The following is an 18,502-nucleotide window of genomic DNA, read 5'->3' as shown; positions in this document are numbered from 1 at the left end:
CAGATTTTTTATCAAACCATTGAAGCTGCCATCGGAAAAACGCCTTTGGTGTCCTTGCAGCGCATTCATGCTTCTGAAAATGCCAAGCGTGGCAACGTGATTTTGGGGAAGTTAGAAGGCAACAACCCCGCTGGCTCGGTCAAAGACCGTCCCGCTTTATCGATGATTCAACGTGCCCAAGAACGCGGCGAAATCAAGCCTGGCGACACATTGATCGAAGCGACTTCTGGCAATACAGGCATTGCTTTGGCCATGGCGGCGGCTATCAAGGGTTACCGCATGGTATTGATCATGCCCGAGGACTTGTCCATCGAGCGCGCTCAAACCATGAAGGCCTTTGGCGCTGAATTGATCTTGACTCCCAAGAGCGGCGGCATGGAGTACGCCCGTGATTTGGCGGAGCGCATGGAAAAAGAAGGCAAAGGTCGCATGCTCGACCAATTCGCCAATGAAGACAACCCACGCATCCATTACGAAACCACAGGGCCTGAAATTTGGAACGACACCCACGGCCGCATCACTCATTTTGTGAGCGCCATGGGCACCACGGGCACGATCACGGGGGTCTCGCGTTATTTGAAAGAGAAAAACCCAGCGGTGCGCATCATTGGCGCGCAGCCCAGCGAGGGATCACGTATTCCCGGCATTCGCAAATGGCCGCAAGCCTATTTGCCCAAAATTTACGATGCCAAAAATGTCGACGAACTGATTTACGTCAGTCAAGACGATGCCGAAGACATGTGCCGTCGTTTGGCGCGTGAAGAAGGTATTTTTGCGGGAATTTCTGCAGCGGGCGCCTGTTGGGTGGCCTTGCAAATTGCGCAGCAAGTTGAAAACGCCACCATCGCTTTTATTGTTTGCGATCGCGGTGACCGTTATCTTTCCACAGGAGTTTTTCCCGCATGAGTGAATTCCGTTTTTGTCCCAGCTGTGCCACCTCGTTGGCTTTGATCGAACGTGAAGAAGATGGCGGCATGGTGCAGCGCCTGCGCTGTACAGCCTGCGATTGGACCCACTGGAACAATCCCACGCCGGTGCTCGCCGGCATCGTGCAGTACCAAGGCCAGATTTTGTTGGCGCGCAATGCGGCGTGGCCGGGGCGTCGTTTTGCCTTGATCACAGGGTTCATGGAGGCGGGCGAAACGCCGGAAGAGGGCATCACCCGCGAAATTGCAGAAGAAACCAATTTGAAGGTGAGCGCGTTGAAACTCATCGGCGTTTACGACTTTCAGCGGATGAACCAAGTCATCATTGCCTACCATGCGGTGGCGGATGGTGAGATTCAGCTCTCGCCTGAGCTCGCGGAGTACAAGCTGCACAACCCCGAGGACGTGATTTGTTGGCCCGCAGGCACAGGTTACGCCATGGCCGATTGGCAGCGCACCCAAGGCATTGAGCCGCGCTTCATGGAATGGGCGCAACGTGAGGCAAAGGGTTTAGACTGACGCCATGCACATTGACCAAGAAATTGACACACGCGGCTTGAACTGTCCCCTGCCTATTTTGAAAGCCAAAAAAGCGCTGACGGCGATGGAGAGTGGGCAGGTTCTCAAAGTGGTGTCCACAGACACAGGATCGGTCCGCGACTTTGCGGCATTCGCCAAGCAAACGGGTAACGAGCTGTTGTCGCAAACCACCGAAGGCAACGACTTTGTGCACATCTTGAAGCGGCGCTGAGTCGCTTTAACAAGCGGCTGAGACTTCATCTTTCGTGGGCTTTGGCGAAAGTCTACGTCTCAGTCGTTGAGCCTCAATCGAGGTTGAGATTTTTCAAATACGTGCGAAATTCGGCGCCCACTTCTGGGTGCTCCAAGGCCAATTCCACAGACGCTTGTAAAAAGCCTTGCTTGCTGCCGCAGTCGTACCGCTTGCCTTCGTATGAGAAGGCCAACACTTTTTCGGACGCCAACAAACCGGCAATGCCATCGGTGAGTTGAATCTCGCCTTGCACACCGCGTCCACCCGCACGGATGCGGTCGAACACCGCCGGCGTCAAGATGTAACGGCCCGCCACGGTGGTGCGCGAAGGGGCTACTTCGGCCTTGGGTTTTTCCACCATTTGTTGGATGTCGATCAAGCCGTTGCCCAAGTCTGTGCCCGCCACCACGCCATAGCGGTGAACGTGCGCGAGGGGCACTTCTTGCACCGCCAGCACCGACGACTGGGTGCGTGCAAATACCTCGGCCATTTGCTTCAAGACGCCAGGTCCACCCGCTTTGCCACGCATCAAGTCGTCAGCCAGCAATACCGCAAACGGCGCGTCGCCCACCAAGTGCTCGGCGCACAACACCGCATGACCCAAGCCCAATGCGCGTGCTTGGCGCACGTAGACGCATTGCATGTCATCGGGTTGTACGCTGCGCACGATGTCGAGCAGGGCTTGTTTGCCTGCGGCTTCTAGCTCAGTCTCCAACTCGTAGGCCATGTCAAAGTGGTCTTCGATGGCGCGTTTGCTGCGGCCCGTGACAAAAATCATTTCACGAATGCCCGCCTCGTAAGCCTCTTCCACAGCGTATTGGATGAGTGGTTTGTCCACCACCGTCAGCATTTCTTTGGGGCTGGCTTTGGTGGCTGGCAAAAAGCGCGTGCCCATGCCAGCCACGGGGAATACAGCTTTGGTGAGGGGCTTGATCATGTGTGTGACGTTGATGGTGTTGCCAAACTTAACGGTGCTTTATTTCCCGAGTTTGGCAAGCTGATCTTGCACTTTGAGCAAGGTCGCGGAGAAGTCCGCCACGCGTTTTTTGGCTTCTTCAATCACGGCTGGAGGGGCTTTGGCCACAAAAGCTTCGTTGCCTAACTTCGCCCCGGCTTTGGTGATCTCATTTTGCAAGCGATCGACTTCTTTGCTCAGTCGAATTTTTTCCGCCGCGACGTCCACCTCGATGAACAAACACACGCGCAACTCGCCCACCACCGCCACAGGTGCGGCTTGCGCGGCTGCAGACCAGGCGGCTTCGTCGTCGAACACTTTGACTTCGCTCAATTTGGCCAAAGCTTGCAACACGGGGGCTGCCGTTTGCATGAACGCCAGTTCGTCGGCATTGCCAGCCAGCGCAAACAAGGGCATGCGGTTGGCGGGTGAAACGTTCATCTCGCCGCGCAAATTGCGACACGCGTCGACCAAAGATTTGAGGCGTGTCACATGGGCTTCTGCCGCCTCGTCGATGCGCTCGGGCTGGCTCACGGGGTAGGCCGCGATGCTGACCGACTCACCTGGCCGTCCGGCGACCACCGACACTTTTTGCCAAAGCTCTTCGGTGATGAACGGGATGATCGGGTGCGCCAGGCGCATGATGGTTTCAAGCGTGCGGATCAGGGTGCGGCGCGTGGCGCGTTTTTGCGCGTCGTCGCCAGTGTTGATCTGCACTTTGGCGATTTCGAGGTACCAGTCGCAGAACTCGTTCCAGACGAAGTCGTAGATCGTATTGGCGACGTTATCGAGGCGGTATTCGGCAAAGCCTTTGGCCACTTCGGCCTCGACACGTTGCAGCTGCGAGCTGATCCAGCGGTCGGCCTGGCTGAACGACATGTAGCCGTGCACCGGGCCGCCCACTTCGCATTCGGCTTTGGTGTGTTCTTTCAGGCCGCAGTCCTGGCCTTCGCAGTTCATCAGCACAAAGCGGGTGGCGTTCCACAGCTTGTTGCAGAAGTTGCGGTAGCCCTCGCAACGCTTGCTGTCAAAGTTGATGCTGCGGCCCAAGGAGGCCAGCGCGGCAAAGGTGAAGCGCAGTGCGTCCGCACCATAGGCCGGAATGCCTTCGGGGAATTCTTTTTCGGTTTGCTTGCGCACTTTGGGCGCGGTCTCGGGTTTGCGCAGGCCCTGGGTGCGTTTGTCCAGCAGAGGTTCGAGCGTGATGCCGTCGATCAGGTCGACCGGGTCGAGCACGTTGCCCTCAGACTTGCTCATCTTCTTGCCCTGGGCGTCGAGCACCAGACCGTGGATGTAGACGTGTTTGAACGGCACTTTGCCGGTGAAGTGCGTGGTCATCATGATCATCCGGGCGACCCAGAAGAAGATGATGTCGTAGCCGGTGACCAGCACGCTGCTGGGCAGGTACAGGTCGTAGCCTGTTCCGCTGGCGGCAGTGGCACCGCCGGTCGTGCTCATACTCGCTTCGCTCGCCAAATCGCCCGATCCGGCGGCACCACTGCCGCCAGCTGCGTTGTTGGTGTCGCTGCTCCAGCCCAGTGTGGAGAAGGGCACCAGTGCACTGGAGTACCAAGTGTCGAGCACGTCTTCATCGCGCTTGAGTGTTTTGCCCGGCGAGACCTTGTCAGCTTGTGCTTGCGCCTCGGCTTCGTTGCGGGCCACATACACACGGCCGTCTTCGTCGTACCAGGCCGGAATCTGGTGGCCCCACCACAGCTGGCGCGAGATGCACCAGTCCTGGATGTTGTTCATCCACTGGTTGTAGGTGTTGACCCAGTTCTCTGGCACAAAGCTGACCTCGCCGGACTGCACGGCGTCGATGGCTTTTTGCGCGATGCTTTTGCCGGTGGCGTCGCCTTGGCCGACCTGGTTCATGGCCACAAACCACTGGTCCGTCAGCATGGGCTCGATCACCTGGCCGGTGCGGGCGCAGCGCGGCACCATCAGCTTGTGTTTTTTGACTTCGACCAAATGGCCTGCGGCTTCCAGATCCGCCACCACGGCCTTGCGGGCCACAAAGCGGTCGAGGCCACGGTACTTCTCGGGCGCGTTGTGGTTGATGGTCGCGTCCAGGTTCAGCACGCAGATCATCTCCAGCTTGTGGCGTTGGCCCACTGCGAAGTCGTTGGTGTCGTGCGCGGGTGTGACCTTGACCACGCCGGTGCCGAAGGCCTTGTCCACGTATTCATCCGCGATCACGGGGATGGTCCGGTTGCACAAAGGCAGGTTGACTTGCTTGCCAATCAGGGCGCTGTAGCGCTCGTCTTCGGGGTGCACCATCACGGCCACGTCGCCCAGCAGGGTTTCGGGGCGGGTGGTGGCCACAGTCAAGCTGCCGGTGCCCGCAGCCGCAAGGCTGCCATCCGAGTCCACCAGGTCGTAACGGATGTGCCACATCGAGCCGTCTTCTTCCTCGCTCTCGACTTCGAGGTCCGACACCGCGCTCATCAGCACCGGGTCCCAGTGCACCAGGCGTTTGCCGCGGTAGATCAGGCCTTGCTCATACAACTGCACAAAGGTTTCGGTCACGGTTTTGGACAGCTTGGGGTCCATCGTGAAGTATTCGCGGCTCCAGTCCACGCTGTCGCCCATGCGGCGCATCTGGCTGGTGATGGTGCTGCCGGACTCTTCTTTCCACTCCCAGACCTTGCTCACAAAGTTCTTGCGCGCTTCGGCAGGTGTGGGGCCCATGTCGTGGCGGCTGATGCCTTTGGCTTGCAGCTGGCGCTCCACCACGATTTGCGTGGCAATGCCCGCGTGGTCGGTGCCCGGAATCCAGGCGGTGTTGAAGCCCATCATGCGGTGGTAGCGCGTCAACGAGTCCATGATGGTCTGGTTGAAGGCATGACCCATGTGCAGGGTGCCGGTCACGTTGGGCGGGGGCAGCTGAATGGCAAAGGCCGGTGCGCCATCTTTGGCCGCTTGGGTGCCACGGAAACCGGCGACGCCGTAGCCGCGCTTTTCCCACTCGGGGCCCCAATGGGCTTCCAGCGCGGCGGGTTCAAACGATTTGGACAGGCTTTCAAGGCCGGGCTGATGGACAGGAGTGGCGGGCGCGTTGCTCATGGAGGGGCTTTGACAAAAAGAAGAACGGCACGTACATCGGATGAGCGTGCCGTTGGCGCTAAAAGCGGGATGCTTCATTTTAACTAGGTGACTGTTTGCCAATTGCAGTCTTCTACGTGTCATTGAGTTTGGTAATTTCTGAGAAAATGAATAAATTAGTATTTATTCATAAATTTGGATGGTCTATGAAGTATTCATTCATTTGGCGTGTTGTGTGGGTGTTCTTTCTCGTGTGCGTTGTACCCAATGCGCGGGCCAGTCACCAGACTTTGGTGTTTTGCTCAGAGGGAAATCCGGAGTTTTTGACCTCAAGCCTGAACTCCAACGCCACCTCATTCGATGTGACTGAGCAAATTTTTGATAAGTTGGTCGATTTTGAGCGGGGTGGGACCCAGGTCATTCCGGCGTTGGCCACGCGTTGGACGGTGTCGTCGAACGGTTTGGAATACACCTTTCATTTACGACGCGGTGTGAAGTGGCAAGCCAACGCGTGGTTCACGCCTCGACGCGATTTCAATGCCGATGATGTGGTGTTCACGTTTGAGCGCCAATGGAAGCGCGATCACCCGTTTTACGCGGTGACCAGCGCCAAGCACGTGTATTTTGAGGATGTGGGCATGCCAGAGGTTCTGGCATCTTTGCAAAAACTCGATGACTACACGGTGAAGTTCACTTTGAAACAACCCGTTGCCCCGTTTGTGGCGAACTTGGCCATGAGTTGGGCGGGCATCGAATCGGTAGATTACGCGCAGGCCATGCGCAAAGCGGGCACGCCTGAAAAAATTGACCAAGCACCTCTGGGTACGGGGCCATTTCAGTTGATGAGCTTTGAAAAAGACGTGGCCCTCAAATACCAAGCGTTTGCCAAACATTGGGCAGGCCGCGCCAAAGTCGAACATTTGGTTTTTGACATCACGCCCGATGCGGGGCAACGCTGGGCCAAGTTACAAGCGGGGACATGCCACGTCATGGCGTATCCCAATCCCGCAGATTTGCCAAGCATGCGCAACGACACCCGCATGGAAGTGATGAACCAAACGGGTTTGAATGTGGCCTATGTCGCTTACAACTTGCGTAAAAAACCATTTACCGATGTCAACGTGCGTCGTGCTTTGAACATGGCCATCAACAAGCGACGCATCTTGCGCGTCGTTTACAAAAATACAGCTGTTCCTGCCATCAACCCGATACCGCCCATGGTCTGGTCCTACAACCGTGATGTCGATGACGATGTATATGACCCCACGGCTGCGAAAAAGTTGTTGGCAGACGCCGGCTATTCAGAAGGTTTTTCAACCACCCTTTGGGCCATGCCTGTGCAACGCTCATACATGCCTGATGCCATGGGGGTGGCCAAGTTGATCCAAGAGGATTTGGCTGAAGTGGGCGTGAGGGTCAACATTGAAAGTCCCGATTGGGTTCGCTATGTGAGCGGCATGCAGGCGGGTGAGCATGAGATGGGCATTTTGGGCTGGACGGGTGACAACGGGGATCCCGATAATTTTTTAAACACCTTGCTGGGCTGCACCTCACTCAATGGCTATAACGTGGCTAAATTTTGTTATCCACCCTATGACGATGTGGTTCAAAAAGCCAAAATTTCCTCTGAAATCGAAGAGCGCACCCGTTTGTATCAACGTGCCCAATTGATTTTCAAGTCCCAAGCGCCTTGGTTCACCTTGGCGCACACCGTGCAGTTCAAAGTGCTGCGTGCCGAAGTGGAGGGGTTTCAGCTCAGTCCACTGGGACGCCACACCTTCAATGGGGTTTCTCTGAAACCATAAACTATTGGGTTTTGCGTCAAGCAATGTGTTTCACCGAGGAGGGTTCCCATGGCGGTACTCAAAGGCTCACGGACTGAGCAGTGTTTGAAAGAGGCGTTTGCGGCAGAGTCCCAAGCCAATCGTCGTTATTTGTATTTCGCGAATCGCGCAGACATTGAAGGTCAGATGGATGTCGCGGCTTTGTTTCGCTCGACAGCCACGGGTGAAACAGGGCATGCACACGGACATTTGGAGTTTTTGGCTCAAGCCGGTGATCCCGTGACCAATTTGCCGATCGGCAGCACGCGCGAAAACCTGTTGTCAGCGATGGCCAGCGAAAGCCACGAATATGTGGAGATGTACCCGAGCATGGCCCAAATCGCCCGTGATGAAGGTTTTGATGAGATTGCCGATTGGTTTGAAATCTTGGCCAAAGCAGAGCGATCGCACACCAGTCGTTACCAAAAGGCCCTCGACGAACTAGAGGACTGAGCGCGCATCTGTTGGACACGCGCCCGCCCTCCATAATTCAGGCTTCCTTGTGAAGCCTTTTCTTTTTGTCGTTAATTTTCTAAGCAATCTATGCTGTTTGTGCTCTCTCCTGCCAAAGCCCTTGACTACGACACGCCTGCGGGTGATGTGCCCCACACGCAACCCTTGTTTGTGAAACAGTCCGCCGAGTTGATCGACATCCTCAAAGAAAAATCACCGCAAGACATTGCCAGCTTGATGCATTTGAGCGATGCGCTGTCTACCTTGAACGTGGCGCGCTATCAAGCGTGGCGCCCCAAATTCACGGCCCAAAATGCCAAGCAAGCGGTGCTGGCCTTCAATGGCGACGTGTACGAAGGCTTGGATGCCAAAAGCCTGGCACCTGCTGATTTGGCTTGGGCACAAGACCATGTCGCCATCCTCAGCGGGCTGTATGGCGTGTTGCGACCACTGGATTGGATGCAGCCCTACCGTCTAGAAATGGGCACGGCTTTGGCGAATGACAAGGGCAACAACCTTTACAAATTCTGGGGCCCTCAAATTGCAGATTATTTGAACGTGCATTTGAGCGCATCAAGTTCAACAGCGTCAGAGCGCGTCCTTGTCAATTTGGCCTCGCAGGAGTATTTCAAAGCGGTGGATCGCAAAGCCCTCAAAGCCCGCGTGATTGAGTGCGTGTTCGAAGACTACAAAGGCGGCAAATACAAAATCATCAGCTTCAACGCCAAGCGCGCGCGTGGCTTGATGGCCCGCTACGCGGTGACGCACCGCGTTACCACGCCAAAGGACTTGCAGGGTTTTGATTCAGAGGGTTACGCCTTTGACGCCGCAGTCTCTGAACCTGATCGACTCGTCTTTCGCAGAAAGCTCGCCGCATGAATTCTCCTGAACAATCACAGCTGGGCAAAACCTCGGCCTATGTTGACCAATACGATGCGTCTTTGCTGTTCCCCATCCCGCGCCAAACCAAGCGCGATGAGATCGGTGTCACAGGTCAACCTCCGTTTTTCGGTGCTGATTTGTGGACGGCCTATGAGCTGAGTTGGCTCAACCTGCGCGGCAAACCCCAAGTCGCGCTGGCACGTATCACCGTGCCAGCGGAGTCCACGCACATTGTGGAGAGCAAATCGTTCAAGCTCTACCTCAACAGTTTCAACAACACACGCCTTGCTGATGCGACTGAGCTGCAGACACGCATGCGGCAAGACCTGAGCGCTGCGGTGTGGCACGGTGGGCCAGTCATGGCCAGTGTGGGCGTGCAGTTGGTGTTACCCGACCAATTTGACCGTGAGCCCGTGCATGAGTTGGATGGCTTGAGTCTTGATCGCCTTGATTTGGATTGCGATATTTACCAGCCAACGCCTTCGCTCTTGAGCGTCACGTTAGGCGAGGCGCCGGTCACCGAAACCCTCACCAGTCATTTGTTCAAGAGCAATTGTTTGGTGACGGGACAGCCAGATTGGGGCAGCGTGCGCATCAAATACAGCGGGCCGCAAATTGACCAAGCCGGACTGCTGCGCTACATCGTTAGTTTTCGCAACCACAATGAATTTCATGAGCAATGCGTGGAACGCATCTTCATGGACATTTGGCAGCAGTGCAAACCCTCGCGTCTAGAAGTCTATGCACGCTACACCCGACGTGGCGGCTTGGACATCAACCCTTGGCGCACCAGCCACCCGCAAGCAGCGCCATCGAACGTGCGTACAGCGCGGCAGTGAGCGGGTCTACTTCTTGTCGCCCAAAAAACCGTCATCAGCCATTCACGGCATCGATCAATTTGAGCTGAGTGTCCAGTTTCATGGCCTCTTCAAACCGCCAAGTGAATTGGTTGGTGACTCTTTGTAGCAAGCGTTTGGGGACGCCATATTGTGTTGGTACTTTGTAGCGCGCTTGGAAGGTTGGCCAACCACTTTCATCGGTGACCGCTGAAAAATCCAGTGGTGTGACTTTCGCCTTGGCCATGTGTGCCAGCGCCTGAATTTCATCGAGAGCGACGGCGTCTCTGGCCGATGCTCTGGCCGTCAACACGATGTGGTTCTGTGTAGCGTCTATGCTGGTGAAAAGCGGATAAGCCAAGCCAAAACCATGCAGGGAGTAAATTTCGCCTGTCACTTCATGGTGCTCAGACATGATGCCTTGTGTTCGATAAAAGCTCAGCAAAACGGAAGTATTGATGTCAGCGCCCTTGTAAACAGATTTTTTGGTGTCTGCAAAACGGCTGCGTGTTTCTTCTATTACTTCAATGATGTGCATCGCCATCATCGGGGCTTCCGAATAATGAACCTTGGCATTTTTTAGTACCAAGTGCAGCACCTTCAAGACATCTTCAAAAACGGGGAGTCGAACATTGATGTCTCGGATTGCCGTTTGTACAGGCGCAGTTCGGTAGTCCACATCAGGTTTTCGCATCACGAAAGGCATCAACTCGACTTGATCCGCCAACACTTGCTTCAAGGGCACGTTGAAGAAGTAGTGCATCAAGCCTCTTTCGTTGCTGATGCGCGTAAAAAAATCAGTGATGATTTGATCAAGCTTTGCGTGACCGCCGTATTTGTTGACGAGCGTGAGCATGCCTAGTGCATCAGTTCATGCGTTTGATCGCCCACATGCTGTCACGTTGAAGATCGCGCACCGCCATCAGGCAATATTGACGTTTGCCAGGGCTGGTGATGCGATCGCATTCGTAAGAGTTTTTAGATGTGATGGCGCGGCACTGAGAGACGCCATCAGTGGTGGAAATCTGATCGCAAATCACGGGGTTGACCATGGCTGCGGCTGTGCACAGGTAACGTGCGTCGCTGGTCGCTTTATGTTCGCAGTCGCGAATACCTTCACAGGCACCCCAAAGTGGGAAAGCCAATAGGCTCGCGATCAGCGCATGGCGTGTATTGTTAGCGAGTTTGAAAGCATGTCTCATGCATTCAAAGTTAACGCAATGTCTGCGGGTTTAGTTTCAAAACGAATGCCCCGTAATCGTTCATTACAAACATTTAATTTGGCAGTTGGCTCAACCAAGTGGGATCGATACTTCAAAGCCTACCCATTGGTCGTTGCCTTTTCTCAGGTGGATCGTGCCGCCATGCGCTTTCACAATTTCACGGCACAAACTCAGGCCGAGTCCCGAGCCTGTGGCATCACTGCCAGCCTGAGCGCTGGTTTCTCGGTGTCTGTAAAAGCGGTCAAAGACACGGTCATCAAGTCCAGCGCCCATCGACAGATGCGTGGTGTTGTGGATGCCAAGTTGCAGGGTGTGATCGATGTTTTTTGCGGTCACGGTGATCTGTCCTTGGGGGACGTTGTATTTCACAGCGTTGTTGAACAGGTTGCTCAGCAGCTGCTCGATCAGTTCTTTGTCGCAGCAGAGTTGGAGGTGCGGCTGTATGTCACTCGCGACCTGAATGGTCTTTCGGTAGATGGCCAAGTCGTCTACTTTTTGGCCCAATATGTCGCTGAAGTTGATGACGGCACTGTTGCACACCAGCTTGCCTGCGTCTGCTTGTGCCAACAGCAAGAGCTTGTTGGAGATGGTGATCAGGCGCTCGACTTCTTCGCCAATCAAGACCAGATTGATTTGCAGGGTTGAGCCGTCTTGCGTCTTCTGGATGAGTCGATCGATATGACCGCGGATGATGGTGAGCGGTGTTCTGAGTTCGTGTGAGACGTCGCTGGAGAAACGGGCCGCTTGTTCGTAGCTGTTGCGCAGCCGATCAATCAGGGCGTTGAAGTAAATGATGAACGTTGCAAATTCTCGGTAATTGCTGGTCGGGCTGATGTGTTGGTCGCGTTGATGGATGTGAATTTTTGCAAATGATTTTTGCAATTGATTGATGGGCAAAAACGAGGAATAGCTGATGAAGAGTGAAAACAAAACCGTGAATGCCAACAAGACCGGCATGATTTTGAAAGCAATGTCATTGCGCACAGCCAAGATTTCTTCCAGCGATCTCTCCAATACTTGGCGTTGCACTTGAATGAAAAGTTGTTTGCCATGCACGCGTGTGCGAAGCACGCTCCAGACTTGCGCATCTAAGGTGATGTAGCTGTGTTCGAAGGGGTGGTTGGCACTTTGTTTGCTGAGCCATTTCCATGGCACATCGGTTTGCTCCAGCGCAACATCATCGATGCTGATGCGCATCTCTCCGGGCTGCAGATCATCGATGGTTTTAGACAGGTTGCGCGCCATGAGTTTGACTTGCAAGTCGGAGCCCGCTTCGTCGATTTCGCGGGCCGCGTGGTGTGCAAGCGTTTCATTGAAGTAGTTCAACAAAAACGCATCGGCAAAGTAGCGCACTGCAAAGCGTGATGCGGCTAGAAAAATAAGTACGCCCAACAGCGACATCAAAAACACATGCAGATGGAAGGAGCGTTTCATGGGGTCTTAGTGCTTGTTGAATCGATAGCCCACACCGCGAATGGTTTCTATCGGGAACATCACATCCTTTTCAGGTCTGGCATCCGCTAATTTTTTACGCAGTCTCTGTATGCATACATCGACCACATTGGTGCCGGGGTCGAAGTCCACATTCCAAACCCGTTTGAGAATTTTTTGGCGACTGAAAATTTGCCCCGGCGACAACATCAGGCATTCCAACAAGACGAATTCACGTTGTGTCAACGCTGCACTGCGTGAACCCCAGGTCGCCACGCGGGAAAAGCGGTCTAGCGTCAGTCCTTGGTGCTGGATAATTTTTTCTATATTTCCAGATTTACGTGCCGTCAAGGTTTTTAAACGGATGATGAGCTCTTCGATGAAGAACGGCTTTGGCAGGTAGTCATCTGCACCCAATTCAAATGCCGTGAGTCTGTCATTGAGGTCCGTGCGTGCCGTCAAGATGATGATGGGGGTATTCAAGCCATGGCGACGAATTTCTGAGAGCACCTTGTAGCCGTCCATCAACGGCAAGCTCACGTCCAGCACGATCGCATCGAATTGTTTGATCAAAGCGGTGTTGAGCCCCCGAAAGCCGTCCGCTTCGTGGTGCGTGATGAAACCTGCCGCATCAAAACCAGATGTCACGAAATCGGCGATTTTTTGCTCATCTTCAACAATCAACACATGCATGCGTCGATTGTGACGCCGTACAACTCCGACTTATCAAAATTACAGATTTGTAATTAGTCTTCAAACAGAGATTCGGTGTAAGGCTGCTGCTGCGCTTTTTGCGCCTGCAACCCTTGAGTGAGCCATTCGTCTTTGCGCATCAACGAGCCGACGCGCACGCCGAGCAGGCGCAGTCGTCGCGACAAGTCAACGCGCTTTAAAAGCAGGCCCGCCGCGTGCCGAATGGGTGGGGCCAAGTCCAAATAAGTGTCCACGGTGTGGTCGCGCGTGACGCTTTGGAAGTTGTCATAGCGCAGTTTGATGCCGATGGTTTTTCCCACGTAACCTTTGCGCTGTAGGTCTGCAGCCACTTGTTCGCACAGTTTGGTGAAGATGGCGCTGAGTACCTCGCGGTCGCGCACGGCGTGTAGGTCGCGCTCGAATGTGGTTTCTCGGCTCAGGCTCACAGGTTCGCTGCTGGTTTCCACGGGGCGGTTGTCTTGGCCGTGAGCGGCATCGTGCAGCCACGCGCCATAACTTTTGCCGAAATTCTCCATCAGCCAAAGGCGGTCGCGGCTCGCCAAGTCGCCAATGGTGTGAATGTCTTGAGCAGCCAGTTTCGCTTCTGCTTTGGGGCCGATGCCGTTGACTTTGCGACAGGGCAGGGGCCAGATCATGCGCTGCAAATCGTCGGCTTGAACGATGGAAATACCGTTGGGCTTGTTGAACTCGCTGGCCATTTTGGCCAGCAGTTTGTTGGGGGCAACGCCTACCGAGCAGGTCAGCCCTGTGTCGTCAAAAATGGCTTTTTGAATCAGGCGGGCCAGCACGCGTCCGCCCTCGCGTTGCCCACCGGGCACGTCGGTGAAGTCGATGTAGACCTCGTCCACGCCCCTGTTTTCCATCACTGGTGCAATGACGGTGATGATGGCTTTGAAGCGTTGCGAATAATGGCGGTATTGCTCAAAGTCCACCGGCAAAAGAATGGCGTCTGGGCACAGCTTGGACGCTTTCATGACGCCCATGGCTGAGCCTACCCCGAATTGACGGGCTGCGTAGGTGGCGGTGGTGATCACGCCACGTCCTGTGTAGCCCGACAGGCGAGGGAAGAAATCCAAGGGAATATCGCCCAAGTGCTCAGCAGACCATGTCTGGTCAGGGTAGGCCTGGCGCAGGCGGCCCAGCAGGTCATCTTCGCGTCGGCGTGCGCCGCCAATCACCACCGGTAGGCCTTTGAGCTGGGGGTAGCGCAACAGCTCGACGGAGGCGTAAAAAGCATCCATGTCGAGGTGTGCAATGCGACGCATGAGGGGGGTGACAGGTGTAGAAATGCTCACAGACGCCAAGCATAATCGTTGTCACTTTTAACCACAGGAGAACCTCATGCCCACCATCCGCGTCGAACTCATGGAAGGTCGCACCCCCGAACAAAAACGTGACTTGGCCAAAGCTTTGACCGAGGCCACTTGCAAGACCTTGGGCAGCAGTCCAGAGGCTGTGGACGTTTTGTTTTTTGACATCAAAAAACACGATTGGTCGACGGGCGGTGTCTTGTGGAGCAACAAGACGAGCTGACGCTCAGCAACCCATAAAAAAAGCTGCACACGCTAGCGCGTTGTGCAGCTTTTTTGTTTGAACGCGCTTTAAGCGGTTGGGAAGGTTCCAGGCAGCAAGATCGACTGGTCGACTTGGCCCATTTGGGTGCGACCGCAAAAGGCCATCGACAGGTCCAACTCTTTGTGGATGATTTCCAGCGCTTTGCTCACGCCTTCTTCGCCCATTGCCCCCAAGCCGTACAAAAATGAACGGCCGATGTAGGTGCCTTTGGCCCCTAATGCCATCGCTTTGAGCACATCTTGGCCGCTGCGCACGCCGCCGTCCATGTGCACCTCGATCTGAGAGCCCACCTCGGCCACGATGCTGGGCAGTGCCTCGATGCTGCTTTGTGCCCCGTCGAGCTGACGTCCGCCGTGGTTGGAGACGATCAAGGCGTCTGCACCTGATTTGACGGCCAAGCGGGCATCTTCCGCGTCTTGAATGCCTTTCAAAATCAGCTTGCCGCCCCAGCGCTCTTTGATCCACGCCACATCGTCCCAACTCAGCGCTGGGTCGAACTGTTGTGCCGTCCAAGACGAGAGAGAGCTCATGTTTTCCACGCCGCTCACATGGCCCACGATGTTGCCAAATTCGCGGCGCTTGGTCCCCAACATGCCCAAGGCCCAGCGGGGCTTGGTGGCGATGTTCAAGATGTTGGCGAGGGTCAACTTGGGCGGTGCAGACAGGCCGTTTTTCAAGTCTTTGTGGCGCTGCCCCAAGATTTGCAAATCGAGCGTCAACACCAAGGCCTTGCAATTGGCAGCTTTGGCACGGTCGATCAGACGCTCAATAAAGGCGCGGTCTTTCATCACGTAGAGCTGAAACCAAAAGCCTTCACCCGCGTGTTGTGCGACGTCTTCGATGGAACAAATGCTCATGGTTGACAGCGTGAACGGCACGCCGAACTTGCGAGCGGCACGTGCCGCCAAGATTTCACCGTCGGCGTGCTGCATGCCGGTCAAACCGGTGGGCGCGATCGCCACAGGCATGGCCACGTCTTGACCAATCATTTGGGTGGCTGTGCTGCGACCTTCCATGTTCACCGCGACGCGTTGGCGCAGCTTGATTTTTTGAAAATCGCTTTCGTTGGCTTTGTAAGTGCTTTCGGTCCAGCTGCCAGAGTCGGCGTAGTCGTAAAACATGCGTGGCACACGCTTTTGCGCCAAAACGCGCAGGTCTTCGATGTTGGTAATCACGGGCATGAGCAAGTCTCCAAATTTGATGCTGTGCATCCTAGCTGCCCACCGACGCTGACACTGTGATGCCTGCGACAGCGCGTGTGAAATTATTTACATCAGCCAAAAGTAAAACTTGACATTGGTCTTCTTTGATTCTTGCCTTGTGAAATATTAAATACAACTTAATTGATAAAATTAAGAAACTCAAATAAAATAATCTTCTTTGAGTAGACGTCGTTTTGGTCTTGTGTGGGGTCAGCGTCTGCGTGAGTAAGCACATCATGATGACGGCTAAAAATTTCGATATGCATTTTGGAATGGTGGTTGAAGTGGCCAAAGCGCACGGCCATGTGACCCGTCATGCCTTGTGTGAGATGTTTGGATTGAGCCAAGTCGAATCCAGCCAATTGATTCGTGAAGTGATTCAACGTTATCCCGAGCTGTTCAGCTGGGACGCGTCCACAGGGGCGCACCGTGCGGAGTTGACATCGTTGCAACGTGTGGAAGCCGCTTTGCAAGCGGCGCCTAAGGTTTAAATAGGCTGGTCTTGTACCAATGCCCTGAATTGCACAACATCTGCCGCTTGGCACAGTGAGGTGCCAGGGGCTAACAGGGCGGCTGCAGCGGCTGCCATTCCTGCTTGAAAAGCCTTCTCCAGCCCCTCTCCTTGGCTCAAGGCCCACACCATACCGCCCACAAAGCTATCGCCTGCGCCGATGGTGGTTTGAACGGCCACTTTTAAGCTCGGGGCGTACCAAGCTTGTGTGGCAGTGACCAACATCGCACCGTCTTCGCCCAGCGAAACGGCCACGACATCGGACTTTCCATCACGAATCAGTTGCTGCGCCGCCGCTTTCCAAGAGGCGGGGTCAGGCAAGTCTTGTCCTGTCAATTCACGCAGCTCTCGCAAGCTGGGTTTGAACAAGAACACGCCTTCTTTCAAGGCCGCGTGCAATGCGGGGCCATTGGTGTCTAAAACGACCCGCACGCCCTTTGACTTGGCCAAAGCGGTCAGGCGCGCATAAAAATCAGTAGGAATGCCGGGCGCCAAGCCGCCGCTGATGACCAAAAACTGTCGGGGCATGTGATGCGCCACATAGTCAAAACACGCGTCATATTCGGCCGCAGCAACCTCGGGCCCCGGCAGCACAAAACGAAAATCGTGACCCGTGCTGAGTTCATGGGCCGAGAAGCTTTCGCGCGTTTCTTGCGCGATGGGCACAAGGTGGCAGCGTACTTTTTCATCGCGCATCAATTGGCGATGGCGCTCGCCCGTCACCCCACCTGCCAAATACACCGCGACACAGTTCGCGCCCAAGCGGTGCAACACACGCGCCACGTTCACGCCACCGCCGCCAGGGTGTTTGAGCGCTGGGCCGCAGCGCATTTTGTGTGTGTCAGACACACGGTCAATCGTGGTCAGTACATCCAATGCGGGGTTGAGGGTGACGGTCAGGATGTCTGTCATGGCTGCACTTTCTGCGTAAGACGCTGCCACAGGGCATGGCCCAAATAGGCCACGATGGCCGCATTCAGTGCCACCACGCCAGCGTTGACCCAACTGAGTTCGTGCAGCAAATGGGCCACTTCGAAGGGAATATAAATTCCCCCAGAAAACGCGCCCAAATACTCGCCCCATGCTTTGTGAAACCACAAGCCAGTGGCCTCTAAAAATCGCACCGCAATGTAGGCGCAGCCCAAAGCGACCAGCATGTGCACGTCTGCGTTGGGCAGCAAGTCGGCGTAGTGCAGCAGCAGCGAGGGGTAGTGCGCCTCGGGGTCGAGGCCGAAGCGGCCAATCAGCGTCATGACCACGGCGCGCACATCTCGGTGCAGCAAGTCAAGGATGCCGATCAACCCCGCCAGAGCAGCCAGCCCCTTGAACGCTTCAAAGACCGCAATGGCTTGGCGTGTGCTGCGCTGGGTGGGGGATTCGTTCATGTTGTGTATCAAGTTATGACTAGACTTAGTTTCGTTGATCTCAAACCGAAATAAAATAAGCTATTTAGTATTAATTAGGCTTGTATGACACGAATGCTATTTCCACTGCAAGTCGTTGCTTTACCGGTTGCCAGTGAATTGAGGTCATCTTTGCGTCGCATTGACTTCGTAGATGCTTATGAGGCGCGACTCAGTAAATCTGAACAATCAGTGAAGCAGGCCTATTGGGCCGTGTTTGGCTTTGAGCCTATTTGGGTTCGGTGGTTGATGAATTTGCGTGGTTGTATTGCAGTCCAACTCGGATTAACGCATCACTTCACTTTGCCGGTCATTCCTCAAGGAGCTGTCCCAAGCTTTGAAATTGGCGCTCGTGTGGGGCCTTTCACAGTGCAATCAGTTTCTCTACATGAGGTGATCGTGGGCGACGATGACAAGCATCTGAATTTTCGGATTTCAGCTCTCAAATCCGAACGGGATGGGCAAAATTTTCTGACCATTTCCACGGCCGTGGAAATTCACAACAACCTAGGGCGTGCATATATGTTCGTAGTCAAACCTTTTCATCGTTTCATCGCCCCATTCATGGTTCGTCGGGCGTTGCTTTTGGGGAGGCTGTGACTGATTAATGAAGGAAATCAAATGAAAATGCTTGTGGTGGCTCATCTCGTACTGGTAGGTGTTTGGTTCGGTTGTGTTTTGACTGAGGCCCTTTTTGAACGAGCTTTATTGGGCAAAGGCCGAGAGCAAGAGCTGATTTTGGTGGGCTTGC

At 54.8% G+C, this 18,502-nt stretch carries 20 protein-coding genes; 10 read left to right on the top strand and 10 right to left on the bottom strand.

The genetic code is table 11. The annotated features are described in order from the left end of the window. Positions 1-3 precede the first annotated feature (3 nt). Genes cysM through RMS95_RS07990 form a run of 3 tightly spaced genes read left to right on the top strand, consistent with a single transcriptional unit; the run spans position 4 to position 1,677 of the window. Positions 4-906, top strand: coding sequence for a cysteine synthase CysM (gene cysM, locus RMS95_RS08000; RefSeq protein ID WP_310645165.1), 903 nt, complete (start codon positions 4-6; stop codon positions 904-906). Next, complete coding sequence (locus tag RMS95_RS07995; protein WP_310645139.1) at positions 903-1,445, top strand: NUDIX hydrolase; 543 nt, start codon at positions 903-905, stop codon at positions 1,443-1,445. The genes cysM and RMS95_RS07995 overlap by 4 nt, the downstream gene beginning before the upstream one ends. Before the next feature lie 4 nt (positions 1,446-1,449). Beyond that, entirely contained in the window at positions 1,450-1,677 is a 228-nt protein-coding gene (locus RMS95_RS07990) for a sulfurtransferase TusA family protein (RefSeq protein ID WP_310645138.1), read from the top strand. A gap of 73 nt (positions 1,678-1,750) precedes the next feature. Here RMS95_RS07990 and galU read toward each other — a convergent pair whose 3' ends face one another. Both galU and RMS95_RS07980 read right to left on the bottom strand, forming a co-directional pair. Further along, positions 1,751-2,635, bottom strand: coding sequence for a UTP--glucose-1-phosphate uridylyltransferase GalU (gene galU, locus RMS95_RS07985; RefSeq protein WP_310645136.1), 885 nt, complete (start codon positions 2,633-2,635; stop codon positions 1,751-1,753). 39 nt (positions 2,636-2,674) lie between these two features. Then, a complete protein-coding gene (locus RMS95_RS07980; RefSeq protein WP_310645133.1) occupies positions 2,675-5,719 on the bottom strand; it encodes a valine--tRNA ligase in 3,045 nt (1,014 codons plus the stop codon). Positions 5,720-5,904: 185 nt separating this feature from the next. Between RMS95_RS07980 and RMS95_RS07975 the strand changes: the two genes are divergently transcribed. The 4 genes from RMS95_RS07975 to queF all read left to right on the top strand — a co-directional run bounded on the left by RMS95_RS07975 (position 5,905) and on the right by queF (position 9,695). Further along, positions 5,905-7,503, top strand: a complete 1,599-nt coding sequence (locus RMS95_RS07975) for an ABC transporter substrate-binding protein (protein ID WP_310645131.1) — start codon at positions 5,905-5,907, stop codon at positions 7,501-7,503. 48 nt (positions 7,504-7,551) lie between these two features. Beyond that, positions 7,552-7,974 (top strand): rubrerythrin family protein, encoded by a 423-nt coding sequence (locus RMS95_RS07970; protein ID WP_310645129.1) that lies wholly within the window; start codon positions 7,552-7,554, stop codon positions 7,972-7,974. A gap of 90 nt (positions 7,975-8,064) precedes the next feature. After that, positions 8,065-8,853: a peroxide stress protein YaaA gene (gene yaaA / locus RMS95_RS07965; protein WP_310645127.1), complete on the top strand. Its 789-nt coding sequence runs from the start codon at positions 8,065-8,067 to the stop codon at positions 8,851-8,853. Then, the gene (gene queF, locus RMS95_RS07960) at positions 8,850-9,695 is read left to right on the top strand and encodes an NADPH-dependent 7-cyano-7-deazaguanine reductase QueF (RefSeq protein ID WP_310645126.1); all 846 of its coding nucleotides are present in this window, start codon (positions 8,850-8,852) and stop codon (positions 9,693-9,695) included. The genes yaaA and queF overlap by 4 nt, the downstream gene beginning before the upstream one ends. Positions 9,696-9,729: 34 nt before the next feature. Here queF and RMS95_RS07955 read toward each other — a convergent pair whose 3' ends face one another. The 5 genes from RMS95_RS07955 to dinB all read right to left on the bottom strand — a co-directional run bounded on the left by RMS95_RS07955 (position 9,730) and on the right by dinB (position 14,325). Then, the gene (locus tag RMS95_RS07955) at positions 9,730-10,548 is read right to left on the bottom strand and encodes a hypothetical protein (RefSeq protein WP_310645124.1); all 819 of its coding nucleotides are present in this window, start codon (positions 10,546-10,548) and stop codon (positions 9,730-9,732) included. Positions 10,549-10,558: 10 nt separating this feature from the next. Then, entirely contained in the window at positions 10,559-10,894 is a 336-nt protein-coding gene (locus RMS95_RS07950) for a hypothetical protein (protein ID WP_310645122.1), read from the bottom strand. A gap of 90 nt (positions 10,895-10,984) precedes the next feature. Next, the gene (locus RMS95_RS07945) at positions 10,985-12,349 is read right to left on the bottom strand and encodes a HAMP domain-containing sensor histidine kinase (RefSeq protein ID WP_310645120.1); all 1,365 of its coding nucleotides are present in this window, start codon (positions 12,347-12,349) and stop codon (positions 10,985-10,987) included. Between the two features lie 6 nt (positions 12,350-12,355). After that, the gene (locus RMS95_RS07940; RefSeq protein WP_310645119.1) at positions 12,356-13,039 is read right to left on the bottom strand and encodes a response regulator transcription factor; all 684 of its coding nucleotides are present in this window, start codon (positions 13,037-13,039) and stop codon (positions 12,356-12,358) included. A gap of 53 nt (positions 13,040-13,092) precedes the next feature. Next, positions 13,093-14,325 carry a DNA polymerase IV gene (dinB, locus tag RMS95_RS07935; RefSeq protein WP_310645164.1) on the bottom strand — a complete coding sequence of 411 codons (1,233 nt, stop codon included), beginning with the start codon at positions 14,323-14,325 and terminating at the stop codon, positions 13,093-13,095. 76 nt (positions 14,326-14,401) lie between these two features. Here dinB and RMS95_RS07930 point away from each other — a divergent pair, with 76 nt between their 5' ends. Further along, entirely contained in the window at positions 14,402-14,593 is a 192-nt protein-coding gene (locus RMS95_RS07930; protein WP_310645118.1) for a 4-oxalocrotonate tautomerase, read from the top strand. Positions 14,594-14,661: 68 nt separating this feature from the next. Here the strand turns inward: RMS95_RS07930 and RMS95_RS07925 are convergent, their stop codons facing one another. Next, on the bottom strand, positions 14,662-15,816 hold the full coding sequence (locus tag RMS95_RS07925) for an alpha-hydroxy acid oxidase (RefSeq protein WP_310645116.1): 1,155 nt from the start codon (positions 15,814-15,816) through the stop codon (positions 14,662-14,664). A gap of 281 nt (positions 15,817-16,097) precedes the next feature. On the opposite strand from RMS95_RS07925, the gene RMS95_RS07920 reads away from it, so the two are divergent. After that, positions 16,098-16,328: a hypothetical protein gene (locus RMS95_RS07920; protein WP_310645114.1), complete on the top strand. Its 231-nt coding sequence runs from the start codon at positions 16,098-16,100 to the stop codon at positions 16,326-16,328. Here the strand turns inward: RMS95_RS07920 and RMS95_RS07915 are convergent. Further along, on the bottom strand, positions 16,325-17,260 hold the full coding sequence (locus tag RMS95_RS07915) for a 1-phosphofructokinase family hexose kinase (RefSeq protein WP_310645112.1): 936 nt from the start codon (positions 17,258-17,260) through the stop codon (positions 16,325-16,327). The genes RMS95_RS07920 and RMS95_RS07915 overlap by 4 nt on opposite strands. Next, positions 17,257-17,733: a DUF2127 domain-containing protein gene (locus RMS95_RS07910; protein ID WP_310645110.1), complete on the bottom strand. Its 477-nt coding sequence runs from the start codon at positions 17,731-17,733 to the stop codon at positions 17,257-17,259. The genes RMS95_RS07915 and RMS95_RS07910 overlap by 4 nt, the downstream gene beginning before the upstream one ends. Positions 17,734-17,826: 93 nt before the next feature. On the opposite strand from RMS95_RS07910, the gene RMS95_RS07905 reads away from it, so the two are divergent. Then, complete coding sequence (locus RMS95_RS07905; RefSeq protein WP_310645108.1) at positions 17,827-18,351, top strand: DUF2867 domain-containing protein; 525 nt, start codon at positions 17,827-17,829, stop codon at positions 18,349-18,351. Positions 18,352-18,502: the final 151 nt, after the last annotated feature.

The organism is Limnohabitans sp., assembly GCF_031539175.1.
Classification (GTDB): domain Bacteria; phylum Pseudomonadota; class Gammaproteobacteria; order Burkholderiales; family Burkholderiaceae_C; genus Limnohabitans.
This window is presented reverse-complemented; position numbering and strand designations above follow the sequence as displayed.